We start from the raw sequence: 13,980 nt of genomic DNA on the forward strand, positions 1-13,980 counted from the left end.
GCTGCTGCTGAGAAGGCTGCTGCTGAGAAGGCTGCTGCTGAGAAGGCTGCTGCTGAGAAGGCTGCTGCTGAGAAAGCTGCTGCCGAGAAGGCTGCTGCAATCGAAGCTAATCGTCTAGTTCTTTTAAATAATGCCAAAAAAGCAGGTTTAAATAATCAGCAAGCTACTGCTTATGCAGAAGAAAATAAAGAATCTGATGCCGTTACAGCTAAAACAGCTTTAGATACTCTTATTATTAATATTGAAAAAGCTGAAATTTCTGCTGCTAAAGATATTTCTGATTCTTTATATCCAGTTGAAAAAATTACTCGCTCAGAGAGTCAAGTTAGCTCATCTTCTTCGAAATCAATTGTAAACGGTATCTATCAGTCAGTTACTGAAATAGGTTATCGTGGCTCAGCAATTTATAATCAACCTTATTCAGTTGTACTAGGTAATTATACAAAAAATGATAGAACTGTTAATAACTATCAATCTGTAACAACTAATCTAGCCATTGATATTAAAGGCTTAAAAACTCAAGAGTCTGCTATTCCAAATATAGGTACAGCAACTTACGTTGGTAAAGCTTTTGATATTACTAACAATGGCATTCTTAATTATGATATCAACTTTACTAATCGCTTAGGCTCAGGATCAATCACTGGCTTAGGTAATACTATTAGCCTAGAACAAGGTTCTATTTCTGGAACTGGAATCACTTCAACAGCTAAACAATTAACAAATACTGGTACATATTCATTAGACTTTTATGGCAAAAAAGCTGAAGAAATCGCTGGTAAAGTCATTTTTAATGGTAAAGATACCGTTGGCTTTGGCGGTACACGTGGTGAAATTACTAAATAAAATCTTATTTTAGTCCCCACTTATCTATAGACCGTCTGAAATTAAATATAATTTCAGACGGTTTTTGTCATTCTATTGGTAGCCATTTGATGAATATCAAATATGTAGTAATTCTTTCAGTAACATTCTCTAGCACTGCATTTTCTCAAGAATTACCACCAGCTCAAACAGTATTTTTTGAGCAAGATTCATTTATTCAACCTGAATTATTACTTAAAAAAACAGTAGATAAAGATTTAAAGCTTTCTACACTACCTCCAAACTCAAGTTTAGAAGATTATATTAATCAAGCCATTATTGATAAAGACTGGAAAGAACTTGAGAAACTACTAGATAAATACAGAAAAACTGATAATTACGATCACATTTTATACGAGTATGGCTTAGGTGCTTTATATCGTTTTCAAGGAAAGCAAAAGAAAGCCATAGAAATGTACAAAGCGATTATTATAAAGAATCCAAATTTATATTATCCCCGTTTTGATCTAGCCATGATGTTATTTGAAAATAAACAATATACTGAAGCTAAAAATGAATTTAGAGCAATAAGACCTTTTCTTCCTACTCAGATCCAAGCATTAATAGATCAACTATTGAGTACTATGGAAGAATCTCAAGGATGGCAACCAAACGTAAATTTTAATTTCGAAAAAACAAATAACGTTAATCAATCATCTAATATAAAAGAGATTTCTATTGGAGATGCAACTTTCATACGTGATGAAGAATCACTACCACAAAAGGCAGAAGGCATCGGTTATACGCTGAATGCATCACGTGACCAAAATATGATGAGCAATCATTATGTATATTTTAATGCAACATTAAACGGCATTCATTATTGGGATAATACAGAATTTAGTGAGCAGACTTTACGTATCGATACTGGTTACAAGTATAAAGATCTTAAGCAGTCCTTCGGCATAATTCCATTTATTGGGCAAAATATACTAGGTGATAGTCGTTATAGTCACAACTATGGTGCAGGATTAGAATATAACCGATTATTATCAAATCATTGGCAAGTTTCTGCGAATACAACTCATATCCAAAAACGATATCAAGATTCGGATCTTGCACAATATTATAATGGTCATGCTAATAGTCAGGCAGCATTGATTCTGTACCAACCGAAATCCAAATTACTCATATATAGTGGCTTAGACTGGATGCAAGATCGCTTAACAGACGAAGCAGAATCATCTAATAAAAAAGGTATACGAAGCGGTTTTTTATACTTTGGGGACTCATTGGGTATTAGTGGCAACATACGTTATTCTAAGCGTAATTTTTTAGCAGATAATATTTGGTATGGTATTCAACGCAAAGACAATGAATATGAATTTGGTTTAGCTACTTGGCGCAAGCAATGGCAGTGGAAAGGTTTTACTCCCAAGTTAAATTATAGATATCAAAAAATTGACAGCAATTTACCACTTTATGAGCGTAATAACGGCACATGGTTTATGACAATAGATAAAAAAATTTAAGAACGAAGGCTCTCACTCTCAGTTAGAGCCTTTTTATTATTTAACATAAAATCTCTTATGCGAAATTTGAATTGTAAGTCCCAGTTAGCTTCAATCTTGGCTTACTTTACATTTTTTAATTTTAAAAGTTCCACGACTCGCTACTCGTTGAGCAAGTTCAGGATTACGCCCAGATAGGTGTTTAATCACAATTGGGGTTCGATTCGGCATTTTACTCACTAAGCTATTATTTTCGACATACAGCACTGTTCCCTGTTGAACTGCGGCAATAAAGCACTCTTGGAGTACACGAGCTGCTCTGCTAGCAATATCTGATTCATTGTCATCTTCATCAATTAGATCTACTGTTGACATAGTGCCGTACTCCCAATTAGCTGATATATGAATCATATTACAAGTCGGGTAGACAGGATAAAGAACTAGAGACCTTTCTACATATAATGCTCTGATCGACACACACAATAGCTTCTTTTCAAATCAAGGTAGGTATTATGTGTGATCTTAATTTTATGTTTAATTTCAATTATTTATAAATATTAATGTTTGAGTTTTATTTTTGCCATTTAAATATAATAATATTTAAAATCAAATACTTATATTTTATAAAAAATTTAAAGCTTAGCAACACACATCATAGCTACCTAATTTGACTTAATCAGGTAGCTATGATGTGTGTTGGTATTAACCATCTTATTTAATTTCAGTACTTTACTAACAATTTAACTCTCTATAATTTTGATAATTTTTTATGAAGCCAGCTATCAGCCGACACAAAATTTCTACCCATTTTTAATCCTGGATATTTAAAATCTGTAGAGAGTTCGTCATTCAAAAATTTAGATGCCTTGAGAGCCAAATGAATCATACAATTTTTCAGAAATTAGAAAAAATGAATAAGCACTGCAAGACTTGTGCTAAAGCTTATGCACTTTTGACTCTGTTGACTCTAGTGACTTTTTTCATCTATTTTTTTAATCATTTCACGTTGGAAATTCTCTTTACAGACCCCAATGCCCTATTACCGGCGATCAAAATGGAAGCGTTGGCACTTGGGATAATGCACATTGTTTACTGCTTCTTTTTCAAATATGTCGATAAAAAACTTCAAATATTCGGCTTAGATTCAAATAATCTGAATGAATACATCCAGCGGAATCAGGCATTTTTCCAAAAATATTAAGGTATGGCTTCTCCAGTGGAACTCATGTCTTGTAATACATCAAAGACAAGTCTTTCAATGCCTGAGCGTGCTTTATCGCTGTCCGGATCTAGCCAGGACAGCGAAGGAAATTCGGCACAAAGGCCAACAAATTCTCGATCTTCGGCGGACCAATTCACGCTAAATGAGTAACGGGCTTCAATCTTAAAATCGAAAAAAGCTTTCATATATTTTGCTGGGTGTTTGGCCTCACTCCTCAAGTCGTCAATTTCTTGGCGGCTGAGATAATCATCATCAGGATATTTCGGCATAGTTCACCTTTAGTCTTTAGTTTTTTGCTTGTTTTGTTTGTTCAAATAGATCTGATCTGCATTTCTACACGCCATTTCAAACTCTTTCATATTGCAATTTTTTTTGGCTGTAAATCTTACATAGTGAAGATTCTTGGGAAAATACATCTGGTTCAGTTTTTTCTGTTCCGGATCTCGAGCATTGAGGATTGATCTCATCCTGGCCTGTAAAGTGCCGATTTGATGACGTGTCCCATGAAAGTTTCCCTTGGAACTAAACCTGAAGGTGGCTTCTTTCAAGCGGTCAGCCTTTTCAGTAGAAATTAAATCAAGTTTTTTATTCAACTCCCAGGTAGCTGATTGCATAAACTCCTCTGACAGATACCAGGTGAATCTGATCTTTTTTTGAGAATGCCGCTGAAAAAAATCCAGATGCTTTTTACGAACGCCACGTAATGCACCGGTCAGTGCTTTCAACCGCTCGTTATAACTGACTTCAGGATCAAACTGAATCCCAAATCTTCGCAACAGGAATTCACTCACTGATGCCTGATTCCAATGTGTATGTTCATTCTCTAAAAAAGCAAATCCGAAAATCCGCTGAATACTTTCAAAACGTTTTTCTTCAAAGGCATTAAAAGGCTGAAACAGGCGGTAAACGTGCTTCCGGTTGCTATCAATGGTTTTCATCTGCTTCGCGTGCACATTAAAAATCACGCCAAAGCGTTCCGGATGATAATAGACCCGAGAAAACTGCGGTTTAAGATCCATAAAATCGATGTACTGTCCAAGCACATAAGCACCGAAGCGTAATAGTTTTTCTTTTTTAGTCGTCAAAATACTATTCAGTTTTTGCTTGCGTAGCATACTCGAATTCTGAGCGAGTATTTCTTGTAGCGTCAGCTTGCTTCTTCGTGCTTCACGATAACCGGTGCTGAATAACCAGAACTGGAACACCTCACTTTTTGCCGGATCATAATTGATCACAAGACTCCACACTGGCTCCCCGTAGTCTGATTTTTTCTTACGCGCTTGCTCACCGAGATCCAGACCATACTCTAAAATTAGTTTCGGAATCAGGTTTTGAAACTTCGAAAAAGGCACAACATCAGAAAACCAGAACTTTGCTTTTCCATTGGAAACGCATTGCATGATACTGAGAAGACAGTCCGTTTTTGTTGTTGTGTAGTAGATCATAAATCAACCAAAACCTGCGTTTTTTGCGGAAAGCATAAAAGTCTATCTTTTATTTTAAAGAATCACAAAACCATTTTTCACTAAAAATGGTTTTTTTTTAAGCGAAGATGGGTTTTCTGTAAATAAGAGTTCCTGTGGACCCGAGCAAACAGTTGTTTTTAGGTTTTTTGTGGCTTATTCTGTGCCTGCCAAATATGAATTTTTTGGGATCGATGTGATTCGTATCTGTCCCGAATTTTTCTAGACCCTTGTCATTGCGGTTTTATGTGTATACGTCAGCCAACGTATACTAAAACTCGCAAAGCTGCGTGCGTGAGAAATCTAGCTGGCGCGGCTATGACGGGCACTAGGTGGTGAAATTCCGCTTATTGACCCAATCCTGACTGCATATAAACGCAGGTCTGCTTTTAAGCTCACCAGTCGTAAATATGTAATCTATGTAATAGTTGGGCGACATAGAAACGGGAATCTAGGCGACTAGATCAAACCCTGTCTAATGGAGAGTGTGAGTAACTTCAAGGATTGATAGTTGCGTTAACAACACCTATTTCATGCTTCAATTTTTACGAAGGGCATGATGTATGGCGCACAGGTGGGCTGCTGAGAATATCGCGAGGTATTAGGGAGTTGAGGAGAAATCTGGAAACTTCGGTACTCAAGGATTAACTTGAATGACTTGTCGAGATGACATTTCAGGTTAGTTGGTGAGATCGCTGGATAGCTCAAGCCTGTAACGGTGACACGTAGAACGTTATGTCACTCAGAAATTAAGACTGCATTGATTAAGTTCATTGCGGTCTTTTTTATTTTTTAGTGATTTAAACATAGCGAAGATGTTGCTTTGCGTAGGTCAAGTGCTTTACCCACAATGAAGTCGAATAACGGTGAATAATACGGGTTTTTGGAACTCTTACCGTAGAACAACGGAATCGCTGTTATTTTGTGGAGTGGATAAGCGTACTGATCGTTTATTAATACTGGTTTACTTTTATTAATGAACAAAGACCATTATGACTAATATGGGAATCTCTCAAGTCGATCATTATACAAGGTGGCTCCTTGATATAGACTTTTGAAGCGAAAACCTGCCTTGAGTGGGGAATAAGTTTTGATTAATGAGAGAGGGAGAATTGTTGAGTAGATTCTGTATCGAACCTTGATACATATCCAGTCACTTCGAGCGAATAAAAACGTAAGCGGTGATGAAGCGAAAGACAATGCGGGAAATATTTAAAACCACTGACAAGGGTTTTTAAAGTGAGGTGTGGCAGCCTCGGTATCTATGAAATGGTACGAACTTTTTTGGCGTGGAAGAAAATCAAAATGATTATTTCAATTATTAACGTGGCTGTTAGTAGTTGTGATATTTGATGATTATTCAGTAAGAAGCATGAACGGTGGCTCCGTTGTTGGTTCACGCCAACCAAATATCTTAGTTATTAATCCAAACTTTAAAGTTGAATTAATCGCTACTAGCTATTTTTTTTAGCGGTGACGTTATGAAGCAGTAAAGTTGTTTGACTAGCGGAATAGTGTTTTAGCGGTGATGTATTCTTTCCTGAATTTTCATCTAGCGGTCCAAATGTGACTTAGCGGTGACGATTGAATTTGATGGTTGAATATTAGCGGACCTGTACTTAGCGGTGATGGAAAACATCTTGCTTCGTAACTAGCGGAAAAGTGGTATTAGAAAGTCGTAGTTGTGGAACTAAAACACAACCGAAGTTTGTCTTAAACTTAGTGGTGATGACAGTCGGGCATAAGCTGTCTGAACGGTTTGAGATTCGCTTCCTTTGCTATGCAAAGAGAATGTCACAAGTTGATAACTGTGAAAACGTACCAATACGTTCTATTGGCGTTAGGCGGTAACGTGAAACTCCAACATAAGCCCTGTTCAAAGTTTATTGGACAGGGCTTTCCTGTTTTGCTCTCATTTGCGTTTTAAGCCACTTTTTATAAAAAAGCTACCTAACATCATAAAAACATGTAATCAGGCTAAAAAGCGCGAATATAGGCGTATAATCGGTATCTATAGAGCGAGTGTCTACGAGCGAACAATAAAAATTCGCGCCTAGACTCCCTGAAAAACAGTTTTTTACGATTTCATATCCTAAAAAAACTTAGATCACATGTAGAAAACAGAGTCTCGACCGAGCGAAGCGAGCAAAAAAGCTTAATGAGCGAAGCGAATTCCGAGTCGCTTTTGCTTTCTCCAAAAGTCACGGAAATATTGGCCAAAAAATTGCCCCCCGAATCGAGCGGAAGCGAGATTCAATAGAGTTTGAGCGAAGCGAAAACCAAGGGCAATTTTTAATGTCCTGTGTTTTTAATTATTTTTAATATTTTAAATTATTTTAACTTATAAAAAATTTATATTTTACATATACTTGAAACCATATTTGAATAGGTTTGTGCAGCATATCGAATAGGTTTGTGCAGCATATCGAATAGGTTTGTGCAGCATATCGAATAGGTTTGTGCAGCTATTGAATAGGTTTAAAAAAACACTATTTAAAATAGGTTTTTATATGTTGCTATTCAAATAGAATTTGGTTAAATTATATCTCGATAAATTTTAAACGTTTTAAGTCTTTAGGGCTTAAATTATAGAGGTTTTAAAGCATCAGCTTTAAAACGATTAGGCTAATCCATACTGAGACTAACTATTGCCTGTGGATACAAAAATGAAGAATAGTATTGATAAAGGTAATCACATGGGTGAGTTAGTAGTTAAGTCAAATGATTTAATTAATGCATCTTATAATCTAGGAGTTGTCGAACAAAGATTACTCTTATTATGTATTATTGCTGCACGGAAAAAAGACAGAGTCTTGTCTCCTTCTGATATCTTTTATATACATGCATCTGAATATATTGAACAATTTGATGTAGATCGTAGTGTAGCTTATCGAGCATTAGCCGAAGGCATAAAAGGAATTTATGACTCTGAAATTAAATTAACATCCAAGAATTCCAGAAAAAAAATTAATATTAGATGGTGCTGGAAAGCTGAATATGATGAAGATCATGCAACTGTCGGAGTTGCATTTACAGACGATGTTATTCCTCTTATTTCTGCACTTGAACAACGTTTTACATCATATGATATAGATCAGATCGCTAAATTAACAAGTAAGTATGCAATTAGGCTATACGAATTAGTTATAGCATGGCGTTCAATTAATAAAACCCCTGTATTCGAGTTAGAAGACTTTAGAAATAAGCTTGGCTTAGGTGTTAGTGAATACAAAACAATGAGTAATTTTAATAGTAATGTTTTAAATATTGCTATTCAACAAATCAATAAATTTACAGACATAAAAATTAAAGTTCACAAACATAAAAAAGGTGTACGAATTGTTGGCTTTTCGTTTGAGCTAACACAAAGAAAAATGAAAAATCAAAATAGTACTAAGGATACGTTTTACAGATTAACAGACTCACAAATCAACATGTTTGGTAATCAGTTATCTAGGCTACATGAAGTAGCCCATTTAGCAGTTGAAGGTGAAAGCTACGAGATATTAGCAGCAAAAATCAAAGAAATGCTGAGAGATCCAATACAACAAAAGCAGTTTTTACCCCACCTACAAAACCTTGGCTTTAAAGCTTGAGTGTATTGGAGAATACACATATTGTATTCTCCAATACATTTTCAAAATACACAGCAATACACTATGAATACAGCTACAAAATACAGTGTTAGTGATGCTGCAACGCTATATAAAAAATCTAGAGCTACACTATATAAAGATATAAAAAATGGTGTGTTAAGTCGTGACCATGATGGTTGTATAGATTTTTCAGAACTACTTCGTGTCTATGGTGAGCCTTTTGGAGCAAAACAGGCAAAACGTATTGATACGTCTTCAATACAAAATCAAAATACACCTGAATACATTGATAAAACAGTGGTAGAACTGAAAAGCCAAATCGACTTCCTAAAAAAACAGTTAGAAAAAGCCGAAGATCGTGAATCCAAGGCGAACGCTCGTATAGATACGCTTTTAACACTCATCGAAATGAAGCCTCCCACAGCCAATATGACTACGTTTACCGATCAGAAATCTAGCCAGGATATAGCAACGGATCCTCGGCCAGAAGCTGAACCGAAAGATGAGGGATTGACTACTCCAGAGCAGACGAAAAATAAGCGGATTCCAGTACCGGAGCGCATTGAACAGGAACCGGAGAAAAGGGGCTTTTGGAGCCGTTTTTTTAGACCCTATGATTAACCACGATTGTTTAACTAATATGAACAAAGTCGTGAAACATTGATCAAAGAATAGGCGTGGAACGTGAAAAGTCACAAAAAAAGCCCATCTTGGGGAAGATGGGCTATTAAATAGAAACTAAAGCATTGATTTCTATAGATAATTATAACGCATTTCGTATAACGCGTATTATGTTAATTTTAGAAGAACTATAAAGTGTCTACAAATTAGTGGCTATTCAATTCGGTATAAAAAAACCCGCATTCTAGCGAGTAGATTCTGATATTTCATTCAGACTATAGATTTTATAAAAACTATATTTCTAGATGATTTTGAATATTTTTCCACTTAAGGTACTTTGAAAAAGCATTTCAAAACTAGGTCGAATATCTTCACCATCAACGGTGATATGTTTTATATTCGAATGAGATTGCGTATTGGCAAACTGATGATCCACTGTTGCTTGAATCATGTGTTTAACCCCAAACTGATCTTTCACGCTGAGACTCTGTTTAAACATATATAGCCTTTTAATAAAATTATAGTGAAAAAATAAACCTAAATTATTGATGTTTATTAATTTTAAATCTAAGCAACTTTATGGTTTAATTTAAATAGCTGATTTAGAGAAGTATAAAATGTACGGCCATCTAAATTTAAATCCACTTCGATTCCGGATTCCAGCAGAACTCTTTTACCGACTTCAATTTCTTTAAAACCTTGACGTGTATTTTGCATTTTATGAAGGGGAATTAATGAAACAATAATTTCAGTACCATTTTTAGATTTTGCAATTAAATCATTTATTTTTAACAACTTATATCCTATTTCTTCGAGATTTTTCAATTTATAAAACAAATTTTAAAGTATAAAAAAAGCACTTATGAGTGCTTTTTATTACTGTCTATTATTACTTAGATAGCAACAATATTTACAGCATTCGGTCCTTTTTGACCTTGAGCCACACTAAATTCAACCATTTGGCCTTCCATTAAGGTTTTGAAGCCTGAACTCGCGATTTCGCTGAAATGAGCAAAAACGTCTGGACCTGATTCTTGTTGAATGAAACCAAAACCTTTAGTTTCGTTAAACCACTTAACAGTACCTTTAACAACATTTGAGTTTGACATAATATATCCTACTAATTTTTAATAATTTTTAGTCAATTTATTGACTGGGTATAACTTTGAAAATAATAAAGAACGACTTAAAATCTGAAAAAACGAAGGATTATGACTAAAACTGCGATACTTAAAGAAGATTTACCGGAACAAGACTTTTTTCTAGTTAAATTAACTATACACTAAAAATATTATAAATCAATTTTTTTTATATATATATTTAATAATTTTATAAAAAGATAAAAATAACTCATTTATAAAAATTTATTTTCAATGAAATCATTTTTATATCGTAAGTATAACAATATTAAGTTAACATGGGTTTCTAGTAAGATTGATAAGTAATGAATGCGTTTATATAGCTCTGTGATAACAATATTGATGTTTTTAATTTCTGGAATGATGATTTTTTCCTATATGCAAGGCATGTATAAACCTCCAAATTTGAACACTTCATTTACTACTAAATAATAATATTTAACATAATGGCTGTTATACGAAATTAGTAGTTTTTACGCGGAATTCCTAACGTATTCATCTTTTGTCTTATATCTTTATTTTTACCAATAGGTAAAATATATTCATAACCTACATCGAAAAGTAGGTAATTAAGAAAAAATTACAGCGTTTTATAAGCCTTATAGTAACGGGAGAGACTATAGGGCTTTTTATTTATCTTAATATTCATATATCTATGATGAAGCCATGATACTCTGCGATATAAAAAACCGGCTTGAGAATAGACCGGTCTTTTATGATATTTGCTAAAATACTCTTTTGAAATATAAAAAACTAAGCGTGTATAGCACTGGGTCTAGGTGTTTTTTGGGCTTAGTTATTAGCGTTATTTAAATAAGTATAAGTCAATTTTTACCTAAGGGATTTGCTTTTCAACTATTTCCAATTTCTTTAATGCTTGCCCTTTTTTATGATCATTATTAATCTTTACAACCAGAGCTAAAATAAAAACCATCACTATAAAAACAAGGAAAATCAAATGCTTTTTCATCATTAATTCCGTCTTTTGATCTTTAAGAATGCCTTGCTCCTTTGTAAATAGATATGACATAAGGGAAGCACTGATACAAGCCTTTTTAAATGACTTTAGCAACTCGATAAACAGTTGCAACTCCACAATTCACTGCTTTGGCAATTTCTTCCTTAGTCATATTGCCAGCTGCTAGCAATTCTTTTATTCGTTTGTGCTTAGCCTCATTGGCTTTCTTACCTGTTGGCTTGTAACCCGAACGTTCCAGGCCCTGCTTAATACGTTCTATACGTTTCTCATTGTCTAGGCGGGCCATTGTTGCCAGGAGATCAATCAACATATTGTTGATGAGTTCCAAGATTGAATGAGTAATGCTGTCACTGGTTTGAATCATTTGGTAGGTAGTAGGAAGATCTGCCACAATTAATCGAAGCCCTTTCTCCTGAATCCTGCGCTTCAGCTCTTGAAAATCCTGTTGGGTTAGGCGTGATAATCGGTCAATACTTTCAACCAACAAGGTGTCACCTTGATTTGCTTCTGACAGTAGCTTATTCAATTCAGGTCGGTCTAACTTCGTACCACTATAGTTTTCCACGTACACAATGGTTTTACCCAAATTCAAGTTTTGGTTTAGATCCTGAAGAATTTGCAAAGCCCTTTCTGCATCTTGATCTTTAGTTGAAGCTCGTAGATAAATACGTGTATTCATTTCTATCATTTAATCTTTAATTCTATTAGATTAATGATAATACTATCATTTAATTATTGCACCAAGTCTAATGATAGAGATTGTATGCGATTTGGCTCGCTATCATTCAGCTATAGTCTTTTGATAAAAAAAGCATGACTAAAAGCCATGCCTTGGGAATTCGTATAACGTGTATTATGTTAATTTTAGGAGATCTATACAATTCTGTACTTTTTCACAATCATAGAAAAAGCAAATAAAATACTTACCCAAAATAAATAATCAATAAAAAAATTGAGAAAAACAAATTGATCCATGCCGATGAAAATAAATAAAGGATTGATACTTATACTTCCGACTGGAGAGGTTTCACCATCTATAAGGAACTGTAGAGGAAATCCCCCAGCTATGACTTCAACTTTTTCAAGCTTATCTACAACTATGCGAGCAACTAATATATTTTTTTGATAAAGCAAAGATACATAAGTCAAAATAATCGCTAAGAAATTAAAATATAATATTTTTTTCATAACTATTTTTTATCTTTTAAATTAATTAAAAACAGCCAATAACATAAGCCAGGAAAGAGAGCCATAAAAATAGTCCATGTATTGGTATACATTTTCCACCACTCTTTCGAAATTTCTCCTGTGTGACTCCATTCAAAAAGAATAAAAAATGGAGTAGCAATAATTATAGAGGCAATACAGATAGTTAATAAATTAAGACTGTTATAACGATTTAAAAGAATTGAGAATATGAAGCTGAAAGGTACAGTCAAAATACAATAAGCCAAGTAGACAAGACCGTGCCCTACAAGAACCACTAAAATCGAGTATAGGCTGTATTCCTGATTCATTACGATAAACAGGACTGCTGTGAAAAAAAGTAGTGGTAAAGGAGAAAGTAAGAGAGCTTTTACTATTTTTTCATTTGAGTATTTCACTAATTTAATTCTCTTATCTACTCATTAAATAATAATACTATAACGATTTTATTGGAGGTTTTTTGATTCTATTTAACATAATGGGCGTTATACGAAACGCCTTTTTAAATAGTATTATTTATCAAATAGTTAACTCAATAAATCCAAAACCCCAAAGATCAAAAAACAGACGTTTTAACAACTCGTGTGTTTTTTAAGCAACTTTGTAATCTTTCGCCAATAAATTTGACTAAAAATTACGCATCTCACCTTGAGTTATACAATTTTGTGATACATTCTTGTATATACAAATTTGAATGTTTTTTATGGAACAGTATTTCGAATGGGATGAGGCAAAGAATCGAAAGAATCAGAAAAAACATGATGTCTCTTTCGAAACTGCAAGCCTTGTTTTTGAAGATCCGCTGAGGATCTCAATCCAGGACAGACATACCAATGGTGAAGAACGTTGGCAAACCATTGGAAAAGTAAGAGGCGTACTAATGCTGTTAGTAGCTCACACCATCTTTGATGAAGATGACTGTGAAATCATACGAATCATTAGTGCAAGGCAAGTCACCAAGGCGGAGCGAGATAAATATGAGCACGGTTAGATACTCACGTAAAGAACTGAATGAAAAATTCAGCGACAAGCAAGATGCTGAAATTGAACGCTTGCTTGCTAAAGGGACGGGTCCTGATGATCAGCTAGATCTATCAGATATTCCTGAAATTACAGACTGGAGCAATGCTGTACGCCATAATCAATTCTATCGCCCAGTGAAGCAACAGACTTCCATCCGTTTAGATGCTGATGTACTTGCATGGTTTAAAGCTCAAGGCAAAGGCTATCAAACACGAATGAATGAAATTCTGCGTGAAGCAATGTTAGAAGATTTAAAAAATCATCGATAAAAATGGGAGCTTAGGCTCCAATTTTTTAATTTTAATAACATATATTAATTTTTTGGTTCTTAGTGAAATTTAACCATCGGTATAAAAACTCGTGTTAAACCTGATTTATCATGTATTCATTAATATCAAAAATATTGATAATTTATT

Annotated in this window: 16 protein-coding genes; 6 read left to right on the top strand and 10 right to left on the bottom strand. The window is 34.4% G+C overall.

Annotated elements, in window-relative coordinates; translation table 11 throughout:
• Together NI468_RS15080 and NI468_RS15085 are read left to right on the top strand one after the other, a co-directional pair.
• Nucleotides 1-846 (top strand): factor H binding protein domain-containing protein (locus NI468_RS15080; RefSeq protein WP_253102514.1); only part of this gene is annotated, 846 nt, incomplete at its 5' end.
• Nucleotides 847-935: 89 nt separating this feature from the next.
• On the top strand, nucleotides 936-2,336 hold the full coding sequence (locus tag NI468_RS15085; RefSeq protein ID WP_164543325.1) for a surface lipoprotein assembly modifier: 1,401 nt from the start codon (nucleotides 936-938) through the stop codon (nucleotides 2,334-2,336).
• 90 nt (nucleotides 2,337-2,426) lie between these two features.
• On the opposite strand, the gene NI468_RS15090 is transcribed toward NI468_RS15085, so the two are convergent.
• The 3 genes from NI468_RS15090 to NI468_RS15100 form a co-directional block, all read right to left on the bottom strand.
• Complete coding sequence (locus NI468_RS15090; RefSeq protein ID WP_104442394.1) at nucleotides 2,427-2,690, bottom strand: hypothetical protein; 264 nt, start codon at nucleotides 2,688-2,690, stop codon at nucleotides 2,427-2,429.
• Nucleotides 2,691-3,512: 822 nt separating this feature from the next.
• Nucleotides 3,513-3,722: a hypothetical protein gene (locus NI468_RS15095; RefSeq protein ID WP_034428019.1), complete on the bottom strand. Its 210-nt coding sequence runs from the start codon at nucleotides 3,720-3,722 to the stop codon at nucleotides 3,513-3,515.
• A 93-nt stretch (nucleotides 3,723-3,815) separates the two neighbouring features.
• Nucleotides 3,816-4,937, bottom strand: coding sequence for a hypothetical protein (locus NI468_RS15100; protein ID WP_253102520.1), 1,122 nt, complete (start codon nucleotides 4,935-4,937; stop codon nucleotides 3,816-3,818).
• Between the two features lie 2,729 nt (nucleotides 4,938-7,666).
• Here NI468_RS15100 and repM point away from each other — a divergent pair.
• Together repM and NI468_RS15110 are read left to right on the top strand one after the other, a co-directional pair.
• Nucleotides 7,667-8,596, top strand: coding sequence for a replication initiation protein RepM (gene repM / locus NI468_RS15105; protein ID WP_253102516.1), 930 nt, complete (start codon nucleotides 7,667-7,669; stop codon nucleotides 8,594-8,596).
• A 63-nt stretch (nucleotides 8,597-8,659) separates the two neighbouring features.
• A complete protein-coding gene (locus NI468_RS15110; protein WP_129717817.1) occupies nucleotides 8,660-9,217 on the top strand; it encodes a plasmid replication DNA-binding protein in 558 nt (185 codons plus the stop codon).
• A 301-nt stretch (nucleotides 9,218-9,518) separates the two neighbouring features.
• Here the strand turns inward: NI468_RS15110 and NI468_RS15115 are convergent, their stop codons facing one another.
• The 7 genes from NI468_RS15115 to NI468_RS15145 form a co-directional block, all read right to left on the bottom strand.
• Nucleotides 9,519-9,716 carry a hypothetical protein gene (locus NI468_RS15115; protein ID WP_005237334.1) on the bottom strand — a complete coding sequence of 66 codons (198 nt, stop codon included), beginning with the start codon at nucleotides 9,714-9,716 and terminating at the stop codon, nucleotides 9,519-9,521.
• 68 nt (nucleotides 9,717-9,784) lie between these two features.
• Nucleotides 9,785-10,012 (bottom strand): hypothetical protein, encoded by a 228-nt coding sequence (locus NI468_RS15120; protein ID WP_005237339.1) that lies wholly within the window; start codon nucleotides 10,010-10,012, stop codon nucleotides 9,785-9,787.
• A gap of 98 nt (nucleotides 10,013-10,110) precedes the next feature.
• Nucleotides 10,111-10,326, bottom strand: coding sequence for a cold-shock protein (locus NI468_RS15125; RefSeq protein ID WP_005237341.1), 216 nt, complete (start codon nucleotides 10,324-10,326; stop codon nucleotides 10,111-10,113).
• A gap of 865 nt (nucleotides 10,327-11,191) precedes the next feature.
• A complete protein-coding gene (locus NI468_RS15130) occupies nucleotides 11,192-11,452 on the bottom strand; it encodes a hypothetical protein (RefSeq protein ID WP_157759226.1) in 261 nt (86 codons plus the stop codon).
• Entirely contained in the window at nucleotides 11,412-12,023 is a 612-nt protein-coding gene (locus NI468_RS15135) for a recombinase family protein (protein WP_005237345.1), read from the bottom strand. Before NI468_RS15135 ends, NI468_RS15130 begins: the two co-directional genes overlap by 41 nt.
• 185 nt (nucleotides 12,024-12,208) lie before the next feature.
• Nucleotides 12,209-12,523, bottom strand: a complete 315-nt coding sequence (locus NI468_RS15140; protein ID WP_000723215.1) for a hypothetical protein — start codon at nucleotides 12,521-12,523, stop codon at nucleotides 12,209-12,211.
• A gap of 2 nt (nucleotides 12,524-12,525) precedes the next feature.
• Nucleotides 12,526-12,939 carry a hypothetical protein gene (locus NI468_RS15145; RefSeq protein ID WP_253102518.1) on the bottom strand — a complete coding sequence of 138 codons (414 nt, stop codon included), beginning with the start codon at nucleotides 12,937-12,939 and terminating at the stop codon, nucleotides 12,526-12,528.
• A gap of 305 nt (nucleotides 12,940-13,244) precedes the next feature.
• Between NI468_RS15145 and NI468_RS15150 the strand changes: the two genes are divergently transcribed.
• Both NI468_RS15150 and NI468_RS15155 read left to right on the top strand, forming a co-directional pair.
• Nucleotides 13,245-13,532: a BrnT family toxin gene (locus NI468_RS15150; RefSeq protein WP_005254577.1), complete on the top strand. Its 288-nt coding sequence runs from the start codon at nucleotides 13,245-13,247 to the stop codon at nucleotides 13,530-13,532.
• Nucleotides 13,519-13,833 (top strand): BrnA antitoxin family protein, encoded by a 315-nt coding sequence (locus NI468_RS15155; protein WP_005254584.1) that lies wholly within the window; start codon nucleotides 13,519-13,521, stop codon nucleotides 13,831-13,833. Before NI468_RS15150 ends, NI468_RS15155 begins: the two co-directional genes overlap by 14 nt.
• The last annotated feature ends 147 nt before the right edge of the window (nucleotides 13,834-13,980 follow it).

The sequence above is a fragment of the Acinetobacter lwoffii genome (assembly GCF_024129355.1).
GTDB lineage: Bacteria > Pseudomonadota > Gammaproteobacteria > Pseudomonadales > Moraxellaceae > Acinetobacter > Acinetobacter lwoffii_I.